General features: G+C 71.0%; 16 protein-coding genes and 1 riboswitch. Of the genes, 7 read left to right on the top strand and 9 right to left on the bottom strand.

The annotated features are described in order from the left end of the window. Positions 1-229: 229 nt before the first annotated feature. Entirely contained in the window at positions 230-2,869 is a 2,640-nt protein-coding gene (locus NBY69_RS21580; RefSeq protein WP_250302781.1) for an AAA family ATPase, read from the bottom strand. 160 nt (positions 2,870-3,029) lie between these two features. On the opposite strand from NBY69_RS21580, the gene NBY69_RS21575 reads away from it, so the two are divergent. Continuing rightward, positions 3,030-3,773: a DUF6065 family protein gene (locus NBY69_RS21575; protein ID WP_250302779.1), complete on the top strand. Its 744-nt coding sequence runs from the start codon at positions 3,030-3,032 to the stop codon at positions 3,771-3,773. 66 nt (positions 3,774-3,839) lie between these two features. Here the strand turns inward: NBY69_RS21575 and NBY69_RS21570 are convergent, their stop codons facing one another. The 4 genes from NBY69_RS21570 to NBY69_RS21555 are packed head-to-tail and all read right to left on the bottom strand — an operon-like array spanning position 3,840 to position 8,927. Further along, entirely contained in the window at positions 3,840-5,096 is a 1,257-nt protein-coding gene (locus NBY69_RS21570) for a cupin domain-containing protein (RefSeq protein ID WP_250302778.1), read from the bottom strand. Then, positions 5,093-6,286, bottom strand: a complete 1,194-nt coding sequence (locus tag NBY69_RS21565; protein ID WP_250302776.1) for a hypothetical protein — start codon at positions 6,284-6,286, stop codon at positions 5,093-5,095. The genes NBY69_RS21570 and NBY69_RS21565 overlap by 4 nt, the downstream gene beginning before the upstream one ends. Then, positions 6,283-8,766 carry a DUF4135 domain-containing protein gene (locus tag NBY69_RS21560; RefSeq protein WP_250302774.1) on the bottom strand — a complete coding sequence of 828 codons (2,484 nt, stop codon included), beginning with the start codon at positions 8,764-8,766 and terminating at the stop codon, positions 6,283-6,285. The genes NBY69_RS21565 and NBY69_RS21560 overlap by 4 nt, the downstream gene beginning before the upstream one ends. Positions 8,767-8,783: 17 nt before the next feature. Then, entirely contained in the window at positions 8,784-8,927 is a 144-nt protein-coding gene (locus tag NBY69_RS21555) for a hypothetical protein (RefSeq protein ID WP_250302772.1), read from the bottom strand. A 229-nt stretch (positions 8,928-9,156) separates the two neighbouring features. On the opposite strand from NBY69_RS21555, the gene NBY69_RS21550 reads away from it, so the two are divergent. Beyond that, entirely contained in the window at positions 9,157-9,930 is a 774-nt protein-coding gene (locus NBY69_RS21550) for a DUF2127 domain-containing protein (RefSeq protein WP_250303139.1), read from the top strand. Here NBY69_RS21550 and NBY69_RS21545 read toward each other — a convergent pair. Continuing rightward, entirely contained in the window at positions 9,920-10,540 is a 621-nt protein-coding gene (locus NBY69_RS21545) for a histidine phosphatase family protein (RefSeq protein ID WP_250302770.1), read from the bottom strand. The genes NBY69_RS21550 and NBY69_RS21545 overlap by 11 nt on opposite strands. A 307-nt stretch (positions 10,541-10,847) precedes the next feature. Next, a riboswitch (adenosylcobalamin (AdoCbl) riboswitch) is annotated at positions 10,848-10,992 on the top strand. Between the two features lie 2 nt (positions 10,993-10,994). Between NBY69_RS21545 and NBY69_RS21540 the strand changes: the two genes are divergently transcribed. From NBY69_RS21540 to NBY69_RS21530, 3 genes are all read left to right on the top strand, one after another. Further along, positions 10,995-11,219 (top strand): CbtB-domain containing protein, encoded by a 225-nt coding sequence (locus NBY69_RS21540; RefSeq protein WP_250302769.1) that lies wholly within the window; start codon positions 10,995-10,997, stop codon positions 11,217-11,219. Positions 11,220-11,239: 20 nt separating this feature from the next. After that, entirely contained in the window at positions 11,240-12,007 is a 768-nt protein-coding gene (locus tag NBY69_RS21535; RefSeq protein ID WP_250302768.1) for a CbtA family protein, read from the top strand. Positions 12,008-12,310: 303 nt separating this feature from the next. Further along, positions 12,311-13,738 carry an alkaline phosphatase family protein gene (locus NBY69_RS21530; protein ID WP_250302767.1) on the top strand — a complete coding sequence of 476 codons (1,428 nt, stop codon included), beginning with the start codon at positions 12,311-12,313 and terminating at the stop codon, positions 13,736-13,738. 156 nt (positions 13,739-13,894) lie between these two features. Here NBY69_RS21530 and NBY69_RS21525 read toward each other — a convergent pair whose 3' ends face one another. Beyond that, positions 13,895-14,344 carry a hypothetical protein gene (locus tag NBY69_RS21525; protein ID WP_250302766.1) on the bottom strand — a complete coding sequence of 150 codons (450 nt, stop codon included), beginning with the start codon at positions 14,342-14,344 and terminating at the stop codon, positions 13,895-13,897. Positions 14,345-14,603: 259 nt separating this feature from the next. Here NBY69_RS21525 and NBY69_RS21520 point away from each other — a divergent pair, with 259 nt between their 5' ends. Together NBY69_RS21520 and NBY69_RS21515 are read left to right on the top strand one after the other, a co-directional pair. Continuing rightward, entirely contained in the window at positions 14,604-14,951 is a 348-nt protein-coding gene (locus tag NBY69_RS21520; protein WP_250302764.1) for a PadR family transcriptional regulator, read from the top strand. Further along, positions 14,948-15,883, top strand: coding sequence for a hypothetical protein (locus NBY69_RS21515; RefSeq protein WP_250302762.1), 936 nt, complete (start codon positions 14,948-14,950; stop codon positions 15,881-15,883). The genes NBY69_RS21520 and NBY69_RS21515 overlap by 4 nt, the downstream gene beginning before the upstream one ends. Positions 15,884-15,996: 113 nt before the next feature. Here NBY69_RS21515 and NBY69_RS21510 read toward each other — a convergent pair whose 3' ends face one another. Further along, positions 15,997-16,200 (bottom strand): DUF397 domain-containing protein, encoded by a 204-nt coding sequence (locus NBY69_RS21510; protein ID WP_374211319.1) that lies wholly within the window; start codon positions 16,198-16,200, stop codon positions 15,997-15,999. After that, positions 16,197-17,030 (bottom strand): helix-turn-helix transcriptional regulator, encoded by an 834-nt coding sequence (locus NBY69_RS21505; protein WP_250303137.1) that lies wholly within the window; start codon positions 17,028-17,030, stop codon positions 16,197-16,199. The genes NBY69_RS21510 and NBY69_RS21505 overlap by 4 nt, the downstream gene beginning before the upstream one ends. Positions 17,031-17,040: the final 10 nt, after the last annotated feature.

The following is a 17,040-nucleotide window of genomic DNA, read 5'->3' as shown; positions in this document are numbered from 1 at the left end:
GTGGGAACAAGTGCATGAATACATGTCATCTCAACTCACAATGAGCGAGCGTAGCCCGATCAGATCACCGCGGCGGCATATTCTCCCAACCTCGTGCGGCGCACCCTCCGGAGGAATAGACTCGCCGGTTTTGCACGGTCAGCTTCGACCCGCACACGGGGAGTGACCGAACTTGTGTACCAACTACACACGAATGGGGCGGTGTTGACCTCAGCGCCTGACGCGGACCTCAGCGTCCGCCGTGGTAGATGGCCTGCCTGGCGCGGGCCGCGAGGCCGTCGGCGCCGCAGGACTCGGCGAGGGCGAGACCCCGGCTGAGATCGGGCTCGGACCGGGCCACGATGCCGAATTCGACGCGGGCCAGCGCATGTTCGTACGCGCAGGGCGAGGCTTCGAGATAGGCGACCGCTCCGCCGAGCAGGTCCATCGCCCGCCCGCCGGTCTCCAGCATCGCCGCGATGCGCAGGGATTCACCGATCGCGGTGTCCGTGCCGAAGCGCTCGGCCCGGTCCCGGACGTACGTCACCAGCTCCGCCGCGCGGGCCGGGTCCTCGGTGGCGAGCGCCCGCACCAGGTCTCCGGCCCACGGCGCCATGATGCTGTTGTGCCTGCCCCGGCTGTTCAACGCCTCGCCCGCGCCTTCGAGTTCGGCGATGGCCTCCTTCGTCCGGCCGCGGGCGAGCAGGAGCCTGCCGCGTACCGAGGGCGCGTCCGGGATGACGATCGTGGACGGGTAGGGAGGCGCGAATCCGTAGCGATCCGCGGCTTCCTGCGCCGCCGTGACATGGCCGCGGGCCAGCAGCGTGTCGATGAGCATGCACGCGGCGTCCCAGTTCATCGGCAGGCCGTTGCCCACCCGGTCCGCGAGGCGCAGGCTCTCGCGCAGATAGCTCTCGGCCTCCGCCAGCCGGCCGCGCCTGCGCTGGAGATAGCCGACGAGTGCGTTGGCGAAGGACAGATGACCACCGCTCCAGCCGGACACCTCGAACGAGCGCAACGCCTCGGAGAAGAGACTCTCGGCCCGGTCGAGCCGGTCCGCGTAGGCGTACGAGAGGCCCAGCAGGGCCGCGGGTTCGAACCCCCACGACGTACCCGTCCAGCCGATGCCCGGCGCGAGGCGCCCGTTGACCAGGGCGCGGTCGCAGAACTCGACGATCTCCTCGGCGCTCTCCCCGCGGGCGGTGCCGTCGAAGGCCCGCAGTATGAGCAGGATCCGTTCGGAGTTGTCCTGGCCGGTGAGGCTGTCGGCCATCGCCGCGAGACGGCGGGAGCGCGCCGGACCGTCGTCCTCGACGGCCTGCACGCCTTCCCAGAGGAAGTGCGCGGTCTGCAGCCGCCGCCGGGCGGGTCCCGGCTCGGTCCGCTCGGCCTCGGCGGCCACCACCTGCGCCGCTTGCCTGGTCTGGTTGTTGTGGGTCAGCGCCTGGGAGAGCCGGAAGACGGCGTCCACCCGAAGTTCGCTGTCGAGACCGGGGAGGGCGAGTGCGGCCCGCAGATGCGCGGCCGTGGTGGCCGGTGAGGTCAGCAGCGTGGCGCAGCCCAGCTCGTACAGGACGCTGGCCCGCACCGTGGGCAACGGCGGTTCCTCCAGGGCCCGTTCCAGACAGCGCCTGGCCGCGTCCGGCGCCCCCACCGCGAGGTGTTCGGCGGCGGCCTCGCGCAACTGCGCGACCAGCTCCGGGTCGTCGTCGGGATGGACCTGGAGCAGATGCGGGGCCGCGGCTGCCGCGCCCCGCCCGTCCATGGTGACCGCCCAGGCCGCCTGGCCGTGGAACGCGGTACGGGTGGCGGGCGGAACCGCGCGGTAGACGGCGCTCGCGATCAGCGGATGGGCGAACTCCATCGGGTCGGTACCGGTCAGGATGCGGGCCGACCGCAGCCGTTCGGCGCACTCGGCGGCCTGCGCCTGTCCCATGCCCGCCAGCGATCCGGCCAGGCTCAGCGAGATGTCCGTGCCCAGGATCGCCGCGGCCCAGGCGAGCCGGGTGGTCGCCGCGCCCAGCTCCTCCAGCCGGGCGATCAGTCCCGACCCGCGCGCCGAGGCGCCGAGCGCGCGCAGCGATCCGGCCGAGTCCTCGACCGGTTCCAGCGCGTCGTCCTGGACTCTGGCCAGCAGTTCCACGGTCTCGTACGCGTTTCCGCCGGTGACCGCCCACACCTCGCGGCAGAACGGGTCGTCCGCGTGCTCACCGAGTGCTCTGCGGGAGAGCTGCGCGGTGGCATCGGGGGTGAGGGCGCGCAGCGACACGTGCTGCTGCGCGGCGTCATCGAGCAGTCCGAGGTATTCGGCGGTGTCGCCGACCGCGTCCCCCGTCCGGTAGGCGAGCAGCACGAGCACCGGCAGTCCGCCCGGCCGGCGGGCGAAGGAGGCCAGCCAGGCGAGCGTCTCCAGATCGCACCACTGCGCGTCGTCGACCACCAGCACGAGCGGACCGCAGATCTCCGCGAGCCGCACGACCACCGCGTCCAGACCGTCCCGGACGCCCTGCGGGTCGGCCTGCTGGGCACTGGGCGGGGTGATACCGAGCGCGGGTCCCACGATGTCGTACCGGTCACCGAGCAGCTCGCGCGGGTCGCCGGTGCCGGGCATCGTCAGTGCGGGCATGAGGAGTTGGCGTACGACGTGGAAGGGGACCGAGGTGAGCGTCTCACCGCCGCGGGCGGACCACACCGTGCAGCGCCCGGCCGCGAGACCGCTCAGCGCGGCGAGCAGCGCGGTCTTGCCGAGACCTGCCTCGCCCCTGCAGATGAGGAGGCCTCCGGCGGACTCCCCGGTGCACAGCGCCTCCACGGCGTGCGCCCCGGCGGCGATCTCTTCCTCGCGCTCCAGCAGCGTTACGGCGAGCGGCCGTTCCTTCCGGGACCCCATCGTTCCTCCCCTGCCAGGCATGCGGATTCCGAGACTATCCCGGCAGGTCGGCGCTGCGGGGCGGTCCCGAGGACCAGTTCACGTTCGGGCAGAAGTTCGCTTGCCCGGAAGGCGTTGGCAGTAATCTTCGAATCTCCTCTGCCCTGAAGGAGCTGCCAACATGACCACTTTCTCCTTCCACGGATGCTTCTCCGGGGCGATCGAGCCGACCCCCGCCGACCCGGCCCTCGAAGGATCGCCGCCCTTCCGCGCCGTGACGCACTGCGAGCCGTTCCGCGCGGCGGCCGGACACGGCTGGTACACCCGTCCGCCACTGGACTGCTCGCTGAAGTGGGACGGAGCTTCGTTCGCCTACCGCCCGTCCGGCAGCAGCGAGTGGCTGCCGCTCCAGCATCTCTCCGTCGCCGATGTCTGCCGGTTGCGCGGGGTGAGCCCGCCGCAGGACATCACGGAGCATCTGCCGGTGCTCAGCGCCCTCCCGGAGCCGGGCGTACTGCAGATCTGGACGGGTCTGCTGGCCCGTACGGCGCCGGGCTGGCACCTGCTGGTCCGGGGCATCCCGAACCGGCCCGGCAGCCTGGTCCACGAAGTCCTGGAGGGGGTCGTCGAGTCGGACTGGTGGCACGGCCCGCTGATCGCCAATCTGCGTTTCCGCCGGACGGACGAGGAGGTGCGGCTGTCCCGGCACCTGCCGCTGCTCGCGGTCCAGCCGGTCCGGGCCGAGGCGCTGCGGTCCGGGTTGCGGCGGGAGACGGCGTTCCATCCGTACGGTCCGGGTGAACCCGCCTCCGCGGTCGCCGAGTTCCTCACGGACGCAATGTCCGTACGCAGGGAAGGCGCGCCCGGCGGCTACCGTGCCGAGGTCGCCCGCCGGCGCAGAGCCGGGGACGACGGGCAGGAGTGACCGGAGCACGGCGGGGGGGAGCACGTCGGGGCGCGGCGGCCTTCGGAGGTCCACCGCGACAGCCCCTCAGCCGTGCTTCAGCGCCCGGAAGGACTCCAGCGCGGCCAGCACGGACCGCGCCCCGGCGGGCAGTTCCCGCGGGGTGAGTGTGCCGCCCGCGTTGAGGACACCGAGCAGGGCGGACAGGTCGGCGGCGGGCAGCGGGGTCTCGGCCACATGTCCTGCCGCGGCGAAGAACCTACGGCCGCCCGCCTCGGCCCACAGCACCGGCTCGGCCGCCCGGACCGCGCCGTCGCCGGGACCGTCCGGTGGTCGGGGACCGGCGGGCGGGGGCACCGGGCGGAAGCCGCCCGCCGTCCCGTGGGCGAGCGATCTGCGGGCCACCTGCCACGCGGCGCCGGTGTCGTCGGCCGCCGTCCTGAAGTGGGCCAGCGCCTGCTCCAGTGCGGCCGGGAGCACCGCGGGCAGTTCCGTCCCCGCCTCCTCGGGCGGCACGGTCAGCGGGGCGTGGCCGGTGGGGGCCGGCAGCTGCCCGGGGTCGTGGGCGAGTGTCAGCAGGGTGTCCGGCGTCAGGTCGTACAGCAGGTCGTGGATCTCGAAGTCCGCCTGTCTGACCTCGCGCGGGATGCCGACGTTGACGCTGGTCGTCGCGGTGTCCGGGTCGTCGCCGCTCTCCCCCACGTGGTAGTAGCGGGACGGCCAGTACAGCAGGTCGCCGGGGTCGGCCTCGGCGGTGAAGGAGCCCGCCAGGTACGGCCGGTAGTCCAGGACCGTCGTCACCTCCTCGGTCCACGGGCGCTCGGGCCAGAAGCGCATGCGCTTGTGGCCGCGCAACGCGAACATGAAGGTGGCGTAGCGGTCGCGGTGCACGCCCACCGGGCTGTGCTCGTACGTCCCGTGGAACAGCGCCGTGATCGCACTCTGCAAGGGCTGTCCCACCTCGTTCCACAACCCTGCGTAGAAGGCGCGTTCGCGGGCCCACTGGGGGTGGTGGAAGGTGTGGAACCCCTGCATCACGAGGGCGTAGCGCTCGCCGTCCAGCAGGCCCGCCACGCGCTTGTGGTAGCCGTCGAAGGTGACGTCGTCCAGCTGCGGGAAGTGGCGTCCGGGCTCGGTCAGTTGATGGCGGCCGACCGTGAACTGCGCGGTGGGCGGCATGCCGTACGGCCCCGGGGGCACGCTCCCCGCCACGGCGGCCCGGAAGACCTCGGACTCCACGAAGGGCGGTGCGCCGACGGACTTGATGAGCACCGGCCGCCGGTCCCAGTACTCCGCCGCGAACTTCTCCCAGTCCAGGGTCTCCAGTACAGCGATCTCGGTCATGGGGCTGCGCCTTCCAGCGGTTCGATCGCCCGGGTCCGGTACAGCGCACGCGTCAGTGCGCGCAGTCCTTCGCTGTCAGGGGGCACCTCCAGGACGCGGGCCAGCTCGTCCACCGTGGTCTCCCGGCCGGGCGGCAGAGCGGCCGGGATCCGTTCTCCCGCCGCCCCGGCGACCGGGAGGAGGTGGCCGTTGATCGCCCAGACCGCGGATCCGGGTCCGTCGGCCATCCGGAAGATCTCCGCCGTCACCCGGAACCGCTGACCGGGTCCGAGGTCCCTGGCGGCGCGGGGCGGCGGTACGGGCTCAAGACCGGCCGCGGATCTGCGGGCCGCCCACCGGTTTCGCAGGGTCCGCTCCAACTCCGGTCCGTGGGCCAGCTGTCCGACGAGTCGGGCAGTCGCCGGGAGCGGCTCCGCCGACCGGAACGAGCCGTCGGGAGCCGTCGGAGCGGGGAAGGGCAGGAAGGCCGGTCCGGCGGCGAACTCCGGCTGCCGCTGGGCCCGTTCGGCGAGCAGGTCCTGCACGGTCGCCAGGGCGGCGGTCTGCCGCACCGGGACGGTGATCCGCAGGGTCGTCACACCGTCGCCGTACTGGTCGGCGAACCGGTACCCGTCGGGCAGGTACATCAACTCCCCTGCACGGACGGCGAATTCGCTCCATTCCCGGTCCGGGTCCTGCCACACGCGGACGGTCATGGCGCCGGTCAGCACCCAGGTGAGATGCGCCGCGCCGGCCGGGCCCGGGGCGCCCGAGGTGCGGACGTACCGCTCCCCCACCGTCAGCTCGGCGGCGACCGGCACGACGGGCCAGCCGACCTGCTGCCAGAGGCCCGCGAGCAGTTCCCGCACCCGCGACCAGAGTCCGAAGTCGATGAGCAGGGGATGCCGAACCGTCAACAACGCTCCCTCATCAGGTAGTTCGGTACGGAGTCTGGCCAGATAGCTTTCCGTGTCACCGTCCGCGGGGGTCGGCAGCAGGGAGCCCGGAGCGGGTAGCCGCCCCCGGGTGGTGAGGAACCGGACGTCGGGCATGGCGCGTACCCGGGTGCCCGCGTGGAAGGGCGCGCTCGCGGCGGTGATCACCTCGTGCACCCGCTGCGGGTCCACCGACCGGCCCCCGGGCAGGACCACGGGCCCCTTCCCCCAGTGGTACGCGGCGAAGTTCACCCAGTCGACCGGTTCGTCGTTCATGGTGTCGGCCTCCTGGTGGCGGCGTCGAGCGGGAAGCGCTCCCGGATGCGCGCGGTGTACTGCCGCAACGGCTCAAGTCCCATTCCGGCTCTGCGCCGGTCGATCTCCGCGAGGTCCTCGGAGTCCTCGATCGGGAAGGGCCGCAGGACTCCGCCGGCCCGGGTGAACCTGGTGCCGTACAGCTGTGGCCGGTTCTCGGACAGCCGCACCGAGTCGGTCACCCCGGCCACTTCGCGCCAGGGCGTCCGCCCGGCCTCCGCCGACTTCCTCATCAGCTCCAACGCCTCTTTGCGGAAGCCGAGTTCGTCATCGGCGTGCTGGAGCAGCCGGGCGGCGGCGCCCGCCGCGGCGGGGCCCACGAGCGGCCGGTCGGGCCAGCCGTAGCGCTCGACGACACCGCGCAGCCGGCGGATGCCCGCGCGGACCAGCCGTCCCAGCCGTACCTCCAGCGCTCCGTCGGTGAACCCGGTCGCCGTCCAGCGCTCGCGCAGCGCGGCGTCGGCACGGTCGAGTGCGCACATCCACCGGCCGATGTCCGTGTCGGGCGCGAGCGGCAGCGGCGCGAGCGGGGCCGACAGCTCTTCGACGCCGACGCGCACCGCGGCGGCGTCCCAGGTGTAGGTGATGCGGCGACCGGTCTCCGCCCAGTCGAAGGCGACCCGGCCGTGCCGGGGCCCCGGCAGGTCGAGCCGTACGCCGGACCGCTCGTCGTGGACGTGGTGTGCGGTGTCCGCGAAGACGTACCGCACCGCGTCGCGCAGCGCGATGCCGAGCGCCGCCAGTGTGAGCCGGTCCGCCGTCGAGGTGCCGCCGGCCGGTGGCCACCAGCTCTCGGCGGATGGGGCCCCGGCCGCGGGCACCGGCCGGAATCCGTCCGGGGAGGGTTCCAGTACGAGCAGCGGGCCGCCGTCGGCGGTGCGGAAGAAGTACGGCGCGTCGCCACGCGCGAGCTGGGCCCGCTCGTCGGGGGTGAAGCCCGCGCGCGCCGCGGGGTCCAGGGACGTGACGGCTTCGGCGTACGCGGAAGTGGTTCGGGCGATCACCCGTACGTAGTGGTGCGCGCGGCGCTCCTCGATGAATCCGGAGACCTCGTCACGGTGGCGGCACAGCAGCGTCCAGGCGTCGAACATGCCCCGCAGCAGCGCGGTCAGATGCGGCCCGTACCCGGTCCTGCCCAGGTGGTCACCGACGACGGACCGCGACGCCTGCCGGGTGAACGGCCTTGTCCTGCGCTGGAGTTCCAGCCCGCCCCCCTCCGATGCCCGCCAGCAGAGCGCGGGGCCCTCGGGGCCGCACCACAGCTCCCCGGACTCCAGTCCCACATGGTGCTGGTCGCCCATGGCGGGGTCGTGGACGAGATGGGTGTCGTACAGCCGGGGCGTCGCGGCCAGGAACACTTCCAGGTCGACGGGGTGGAGCAGCGGACCGTCGACCCCGTCCCGCGACCCGGTCAGCAGGTTGTCGCCGATCAGATCCGAGAAGCCGAAGGCAAAGGCCGCCGCGGCCAGCGATCCGGCGCGATGCCAGAAGGGCCCGGTCCGGGCTTCGGTGAGTACGGTGCCGGTCTGCCGCCACCGGCCCGAGCTGCGCAGCACTCCGGCCTGCAGGGGCGGCTCGATCCACTCCTGCCAGCTGTAGGCGTGCCGGTCGCCGCCGTTGCCGGTCCAGCAGCGCAGCGTGGGCAGCAGGATCTCGCCCGAGGCGGCGGGCAGGGCGTTGAGCAGGGCGAATACCGAGCCCTCGGTGGCGAGGAACAGGGCTTCGCCGGAAGCGGGGCGTGGTTTGTACGCAACGGAGCCACCGCCGCTGAACCGCGCGCGCAGCACGCGCTGTCCGCCGTTGTGCGTCTCCTCGCCGTACGCGCTCAGGGCGACCAGCGTTCCCCGGCATCGCGGCCCTTCCGGCCAGTCGGGGCCCCGCAGGTCACGGTGGAGGCGGCGGAGGAAGAGGCCGAGGGCGCGCTGGAACTGTGCGCCCCGTTCGGTCGCGAAGCGCCGGGCCGTGTCGGCGGGCGCCGTCGCACAGGCCGTGAAGACCTCCAGGACGAGCGGCCCGAAGAGCGCGGTGTTCTGCGTGCTGAGCAGCCCTCCGGAAGAAGCCGTGGAAGACGGTGCAACGGGAGAGGGCACGGTGGCAGGGGGCACGGTGGAGGGCGCAGCGGGATGCCCGGAGAGAGCGCCGGTGCAGAGCCCGGAGAGTTCGGGCAGAGCGCCCGCGCAGAGTCCGGAGAGTTCGGGAGCGAGGGACCCGCACCAGCTCTCCAGCCGTTCCAGCAGGTCGAGCAGCGGAGTGAAGGCGGGTCCGGCCAGCAGCTCGCCGAGCCGATGGGCAACGGCCTCCCCGTGGGGGCCCGGGTCCCTGGCCACCGTGCCGTCAGGCCCCGCGGTGACCACGGGCGGAAAGGCCTCCGTGGCCCCTCCCCGCGCCGCCGCGCGGATCAACCGCGCGGCGGCCGGGGGCAGTTCGGGTGACTGGCGCACAGCCTGCCGTCCGCCGGTTACGGAAGGCAGTAGCCGCCGGCCATACAGCTGATGGGGCGGGCGCTCTCGTAGTCCGGGATTTCCGTCTCCAGCTCACCGATGGTGAGATCGAGCACCTGGGAGGCCTCGGTCCGGAGTTCTTCCTGGGCGGTCACGTTCATGTCCATCCTCCGATGTGGGGCGAAGCATGCACTTGCGGCTCACTGCGTCGGGACAATTCCAGAGCGTGATCGCCGGCGTCAAGGGATCGCCTGGGGCGGCTCGCCATCTGGCGCATAACATGCGTTGCTACGGTCCGGGCCGAGGCTGCGCCCAGCACATACGTGCGGGTCCCGGCCGACCGTCCGCAGAACGTACGCACACGACCACTGACTCACGGGGAAACGAATGCTGAAGATCGACTGGGACCGGCGCACCTGCGCACGGCGCGGGCACGTGACCTATGTCCCGCAGGAGCCGGAACTGGCGGAGCGGCTGCGCGCCGAGACGCGGCTGGGCGAGGCCTGGCGCTGTCTGCGGTGCGGGGACTTCGCCCTGGGCGACCCGCACGGATCGGGCCCCGCGGACGAGGCCCCGCTCGTACCGCGCGGCAAGGTGCTGCGCGACCTGTTCATCCTGCGCTTCCTCGCCGTGGAGCGGGCGGTGCGCGGGGTGTTCATCGTGCTGGCGGCGGTGGCCGTATGGAAGTTCAGCAACAGCCAGGACGCGGTGCGCAGGCTCTTCGACGAGAACCTGGACGTGCTGCGTCCGGTGTTCCGGCACTTCCACTACGACCTGGACCACTCGCCGGTGGTCGGCACGATTCAGAAGACCTTCGGCTACAAGCACTCCACGCTGATGCTGGTGGCCGTACTGCTGCTGGCGTACGCGCTGATCGAGATCATCGAAGGTGTCGGGCTGTGGCGGGCCAAGCGCTGGGCCGAGTACCTGACCGTGGTGGCGACCGCCGTCTTCCTGCCCCTGGAGGTCTACGAGCTGACCGAGAAGGTCAGTTGGCTGAAGATCGCCACCCTGACGATCAACATCCTGGCCGTCCTGTACATCCTGCTCGGCAAGCGGCTGTTCGGGTTGCGCGGCGGCCACGCCGCCTTCGAGGCCGAGCGGCAGAGCGCCTCACTGCTCGAAGTGGAGACCACGGCGGGGGTCGGAGCCGTCACGCCGTGACGGCGGGCACCTGATTCCACGCGGCGACGACGGGACGGCCGTGCTCGGTACCGATCCGGCTCACCGACGCGGTGTCCAGCCGGAAGAGCGATCCGCCGGACGCCGGGAGCCCGAGGCGGCGAGCGGTCAGCACCCGCAGGAAATGGGCGTGGCCGACCACCACGACGTCTCCGCCCTGCCCGTCGAGGTCGGCGTCGCGCAGCGCCTTGTCGACGGTGGCCAGCACCCGGTCCGCTCGCGCGCCGACCTGCTCGGGGGTCTCACCGGGGTGCTCGGGCGGGCCCTCGGCCACCCCGTCGGTCCACAGGTCCCAGTCGGGCCGGTCCCGGTGGATCTCCACGGTGGTGATGCCCTCGTACGCCCCGTAGTCCCATTCGTGCAGGTCGGTGTCGGGGTACGCGGGGCTGAGCCCGGCCAGCTCGGCGGTGCGCCTGGCGCGGGCGAGGGGGCTGGTCAGGGTGAGGGCGATCCGGCGCTCGGCCAGCAGCGGGGCGACCGCGCGCGCCTGGTCCTCACCGAACGCCGTCAGCGGAAGATCCGTCCAGCTGGTGTGTTTCATCGTGCGGCTCCAGCTGGTCTCACCGTGCCGCACGAGAATCAGCTCACCCATGTCCGCCCTGTCCTTTGCGTCTGTAGATGTTGATGGTGCACAAGGGGTTCAGCCTGCCATGAACAGCGATCATTCCCTCAGAGGCGGCCCGGCCGTGTGATTCCCGGCGCTCTCCGGCGTCGGTCCCGTGTTGCTGCGCCACGCTGGTGAGACCCACATCACTCGTACTGCCGTCCCTGCACCGGTCGCGTTCTCCGGTCCCTCATGAGGCGGGCACATCACGGGGGTTGGGGGGTGCGGGTCCGGGTCACGGTGCGTTGCCGGACCGCCGGTGCGCCGTAGCGGAGTGGACGGGCAGGCGGTACCGTCACGTGGACACGACGAAGGTGTGACGGAAGTCCGGTGAGAATCCGGCACGGTCGCGCCACTGTGAACCCGAAACCCGGGAAGTCAGACCCAGCGCCTTCGTCTCAGGTACCACGATCGGGACGCGTGTTCCCCAGGAGGTTCTGCCATGGCAAACACCCTTGCCCCCACCCCGAGCGCCCCCGCCACTCCGGCGATCGCACCCATCTCCCTCAAGGCCATCGCCCCGTGGGCGGTCTTCTTCGGGATCCTCATGCTCATCCTGCTGTACTTCGTCGGCGCCGAGCAGGGCGCGACCTCGCTCGTCTCCGGTTCGGACGTGCACGAGTGGGTTCACGACGGCCGTCATCTCCTCGGCTTCCCCTGCCACTGACGCCCGGGGGATCCGCTTCCATGAACTCCATATCCGTCCGGGCACTGCTGGTCCGTGGCATGCTCGCCGGGCTCGTCGCCGGTGTGCTGGCGCTGATCGTCGCCTATCTGCTCGGTGAGCCGCAGGTGGACTCGGCCATCGCCTTCGAGGGCTCGCACAGCCATGAGCACGAAGAGGAACTGGTCAGCCGTTCGCTCCAGTCCACGGCCGGGCTGGCCACCGGGGTGCTCGTCTTCGGTGTCGCGGTCGGTGGCATCGCCGCGCTCGCGTTCTGCGTCGCACTCGGCCGTATCGGCAGGTTCGGCCCGCGTGCCACCGCCGTGCTGATCTCGGTCAGCGCGCTGATCGCCGTGTACCTCGTGCCCTTCCTGAAGTACCCGGCGAACCCGCCGTCCGTCGGCAGCCCCGACACCATCGGCAAACGCACCACCCTGTACTTCCTGATGATCGTGCTCAGCGTGCTGCTCGCCGTCGCCGCCGTGCTGGTGGGCAAGCGGCTGGCGCCCCGTCTGGGCAACTGGAACGCCACGATCACGGCCGGGGCCGCGTTCCTCGTGGCGGTCGGGCTGGCGTACGCGTTCCTGCCGACGATCAACGAGGTGCCGAAGGACTTCCCGGCCACGCTGCTCTGGCGGTTCCGGCTCTCGGCACTCGCCATCCAGTTCACGCTGTGGACCGCCTTCGGGCTGCTCTTCGGCCACCTCGCCGAGCGGCATCTCATACCGCGTACGGTCCCGGCCCGCAGCGAGGACAGCACCGCCCTACGCAACACCGCACCGGTGAGCTGACGGCGCAACAGTTGACGGCTGACACACCGGGACAGAACCCGCCGGACCACGGTCCAGGCGGGTTCTGCGCGTCCGGGCCCGTCCGGGGCCCGGACCGATCCGCATGATCCGCTCGATCCGCACGATCCGCACGATCCGCACGATCCGCACGATCCGCACGGGAGGATCGGGGAGCACCGCGGCCACCGGTGTATTGGCCACCTGTTCATCTCCTCCTTCCTCCGCCTCACACCCGGGCCCGGAAGAGTTCCGTCGGGTCCGGAAGCAGGACTCGAACCGAGCTCGATCGAGAAGGGGACGTTCATGGCCGAGTTGACGCGACGCAGACTCCTTGGATCAGCGGCCGGTGCCGTCGGTGGCGCTGCCGCACTCTCACTGCTGCCACCCAGCGTGCAGAAGGCCGTGGCGGCCGGTCCGCCGCGCCACGGCTCCATGCGCGACATCGAACACGTCGTGATGCTGATGCAGGAGAACCGCTCCTTCGACCACTACTTCGGCACGCTCTCCGGCGTACGCGGATTCAGTGACCCGCACGCGCAGAAGCTGGACAACGGCCGTTCGGTCTTCTATCAGCCCGACGCGGTGAACCCCAAGGGCTACCTGCTGCCGTTCCACCTGGACACCCACACCTCCAGCGCCCAGGCCATTCCGTCCACCAGCCACGCCTGGTCCGTGCAGCACGAGGCATGGAACAACGGCAGGATGGACCAGTGGCTGCCCGCCCACCGCAAGGCCGACGGCGCCAACGGCCCTTATGTCATGGGGTATTACACGCGGGAGGACATCCCGTTCCAGTTCGCGCTCGCGGAGACGTTCACCATCTGCGACAACTACTTCTGTTCCGTGTTCGGCCCCACCTGGCCGAACCGGATGTACTGGATGACCGGCACCATCGACCCGGGCGGCGCTCAGGGCGGCCCGATCATCGACAACACCGTGCCCGAGCCGTACCGGTGGACGACCTACGCCGAGCGCCTCCAGGCGGCAGGCATCAGCTGGAAGGTGTACCAGCAGGAGGACTCCTACGGCTGCAACATGCTGACGAACTTCCGGACGTTCCGGGATGCCCAGCCGGGCGACGAGCTGTACGAGCGCGGTGTGCGTCCGCAGCCCGAGGGCACCTTCGAGGACGACGCCCGCAACGACCGTCTGCCGGCCGTCTCCTGGATCATGCCGACGAGCTACCAGTCCGAGCACCCGGACTATCTCCCGGCGGCGGGCGCGGACTTCGTGGCGCAGAAGATCGAGGCCATCGCCTCCAACCCGAAGGTGTGGGCGAAGACGGCCTTCATCCTCAACTACGACGAGAACGACGGGCTGTTCGACCATGTGGCGCCGCCCACTCCGAAGGCCGGTACCACGGACGAGTTCATCCAGGGTCTGCCCATCGGCGGGGGATTCCGCGTCCCGTCGATCATCATCTCGCCCTGGACCGTAGGCGGTTGGGTAGCGGGCGAGGCGTTCGACCACACCTCGGTGCTGCAGTTCCTGGAGCAGTTCACGGGGGTGCGGGAACCCAACATCACCCAGTGGCGCCGCCGCACCTTCGGCGACCTGACCTCGGCCTTCCGCTTCTCCGACACCCGGCACCGCCCGCCGCACCTGCCGGACGACACGGCGGAACAGCTGGAACAGGCGAAGGAAGAGGTGGCGACGCTGCCGAAGCCGACGCTGCCCGGGGCGGCGCAGAAGTTCCCGAAGCAGGAGCGGGGGCACCGGCCTCGTACGTAGGTGTACCGGCCTGATCGGCGCTCCGGTCGGGGCTGCTCCGGCAACCAGGCGGCCCCGACCGCAACACGACCGGCCCGGTCCGGCTCCGCTCCGCTCCGGTCCCGGTCCCGGCCTCGGCCCCCATCTGGCTCCGGTCCGCCCGCCGGCGTATGCCGCTCACGCCAGGTCGTCGCGTCCCCACCACGAAGGAAGGTCCGGCACATCCGCGTCCCAGGGCTTCGGGGGCCCGGGGTCGGGCACCGGCCCCGCGGGCTCCTGGACCACGGCGGGCCGACTCTCCCGCACTGCCGCCGACGTCGCCTCGGGTGCGGTGTTCGACGGCTCGGACTCCTCGCTGTCGAAGAGTTGTTCCGCCACCGAGAACCGCACATGAAACGTCTGCCACGCGCCGTCCAGGACCATCAGGAATCCGTCGCCGTCCCGGTAAAGCCTGCGGCGCTTCGGCGTGTTGGGATGCACCGGTTCGAAGCGCTCCGCCCGCTGCCGGAGCTCGGCCAGCGCCTCCTCGCGAGTCCCCTCCACCTGCCCCATCACGCCGACCGACCACATCCGGTTCTTGCTGCCGAACCCGATGTTCTGCTCAACGATCAGCCCCCATCTGGGCATACCTCTCCTGTCCCCTCTCGCCGGTGGCCCCGCTGCCGTCGAACCGGGAACAACACCGGGTGACGCACGCGCCTGGGCCCATTGTTCACCGGTCCTTCCGAGCGGCGCCGTCAGGTCCGGCCGCCCAGGGCGATTCCGGTGCCCAGGCCGGCGCAGCCCGAAGTGCACAACAGGACGTGGACACCGACGACATCACTGATGGCGGTGGCGGCATGACGGCAGTGACGGCATATATCGCTAGCCGGTATATGGTTTCTCCATGACCGAGCAATCGCTGCGGGAACCGACCCTCCTGCTTCTCACTGCCCTCGCGGACGCGCCCCGCCATGGCTACGCACTCATCAAGGAGGTGGAGACGATCTCTCGCGGCCGGGTCCGCCTACGAGCAGGCACCCTGTACGGCGCGCTGGAACGATTGCTCAAGCAGGGGCTCATCCGGGTCGAGAGCGAGGAGGTCGTCGACAGCCGGATGCGCCGCACCTACGCCCTCACCGACGCGGGTTCCGTCCTCCTCGCCGCCGAGGCCGAGCGCCTGCGCGCCACCGCCGACGAGGCGGTGCGGCGCCTGGGAATCAACCTCGACCGACCGGACGGAGCCACCGCATGAGCACGCCCGTGCCGCACTGGACCACCCGCGTATACCCGCCCGACTACCGCCGCACATACGCAGCCGAGATCAGCGATCTCATCGCCTGCGTCAGGGCCGACGAAGGGCGGCTGGCAGGCGCCCTCGAAATGGTCGCCGTCCTCGGTCACGCACTGCGCCTGCGCACCGGCCTGAACTCCGCCCGCCCCGGCGGCCGGTTCCTGGCAGGGCTGTTGCCCTTGACCGTCCCCGTCGCCGCCGCACTCAGCCTGACGCTGCTCGTCGTCTGGCGGATCCCCCCGCTGCCCTGGGACGGCGCGCACGCCTACACCCCGCTCGCCTACGTTCCCTGGCTCGCCGTCCTCGGTTTCGCGCTGGCGGGCCGCTGGGCCACCGCCCGAATCGCCGCCGGGGCCGCGCTGTTCGGAGCGGCCGTGTCCCTGCCGCTGGTCAGCTGGACCGACGGCGCGGAAGGGCTCGTACAGAACCGGTCGACGCTCATCGGGCTCGCGCTGGCGGCCGTCCTCGTGCTCGCCGCACCACCCGACCTGCCGCCCGCCACTCGCGGTGCCCGTCAGAAGATGGCACTGATCACCCTGGCCCTGGGAGTGCCGCTACTGGTCGGGTCGGTGACGGCCTTTCAGGCGGCCTCCGGGCCAGGGACCACCACTTCGGCACGGCCCGATCCGCTGCATCTGCTCTTCTTCTTCACCCCGCTGGTCCTCGCCGTGCCCGCCGCCCTGGCAGTAGCCCGCGCCCGCTACGCCCCGGCGCTGGCCGCTGCACTGATCGTGGCACCGGTCCTCGCGCTCCTCCCGCCAGGATTCCTGGCCTCGGTGCCGTACGACACCGGAGGGCTGCTGGCAGACGGCGTGTTCGGGACGGGTGTGATCGCACTCGCCGCATACGTCGTCCGCAGCACCCGCGAGCGACGGCGCGCCGTGGCCCGCTGAACGTCGCGCCACGCACCCGGGGTTCGGAGCCCGAACTCCGAGCTCCGGGTTTCGAGTTCCGAGACCGGCCGACTCACTCTTTTGTGGGTACGCAGCCCGTTGTTGCGGTGCCCTCAGCCCGTGACCAGCCCAACGAACCCGACCCACGCCTCGGGTCCAACGGTCAGCATCGGTCCGTCGAGCCGCTTCGAGTCCCGGACGAATACGTGGGTGGATCCGGTGGCAACCTCGACACACTCGCCGCCATTGCCGGTGCTGTAACTGCTCTTGAACCACTCCAACGCAGGCATAGTCGGTTCGATGCGCTGCACGGTCATCTCCCTCCCAGAAGTTTCTCGATGAACTCCGAAGACTCACTCGGGGTGAGTGCCTGAGACCGGATGATGCCATAGCGGGCTTCGAGCTCACGAACCGTCGACTGTGCGGTATAGAGACGGCTGTCACCCTGCACTTCGGCGTACGCGATGCGCTGCCCCTGCGCGGTGTCGATCAGCGTGAATGGTCCCCCCAGAGCACCGTGGTCCTCGCGATCCATCGGCATCACCTGAACCTCGACGTTTCGCTTCCTGCCGATGTGGAGCACCTGCTCCAACTGACCGTACCTAGTCGACGAACCGCCGATCGGCCGATGAAGTACGGACTCCTCGACGATGAAGCTCAACAAAGGAGCGGGGCGTCGGTCATAGATCTCCTGTCTGGCCAGTCGGGCCAGAACGCCCTGTTCAATGACCTCGTCGTCCAGCAGCGGGCGCTCCATCTGGAAACCGGCTCGCGCGTAATCCGCCGTCTGCAACAGACCCGGAATCGCGTAGACCCCGTATACGCACAGCGCCGCAGCTCCGGCTTCCAACCGTGCCGCGTCCCGGAAGAACGCCGGATACTGTGCCCGCACCACCTCTTCCTTCAGCGCCTTCAGTAGCCCCCCGGCATCCAGAATGTCGTCTGCCTTGTCGATGAACCCCGGCTGCGGAATCCGCCTCCCCTGCTCGAACGACGCGACCGACTGCCCCGCGTACCCCACTCGCTTCCCGAACTCCGTCCGGTCCAACCCTGCCCGCGTTCGCAGCAGTTTCAGTTGCCTCCCGAACGCGATCATCACCCCGGACCCGGACTCCCCCGCAACCGCACCCGCACCGTCCTGCGTCATCGCCACCACC

The sequence above is a fragment of the Streptomyces sp. A 4/2 genome, from assembly GCF_940670765.1.
Lineage (GTDB): Bacteria > Actinomycetota > Actinomycetes > Streptomycetales > Streptomycetaceae > Streptomyces.
Note: the sequence above shows the minus strand (reverse complement) of the source record. Positions and strands in the feature narration are given on the sequence as shown.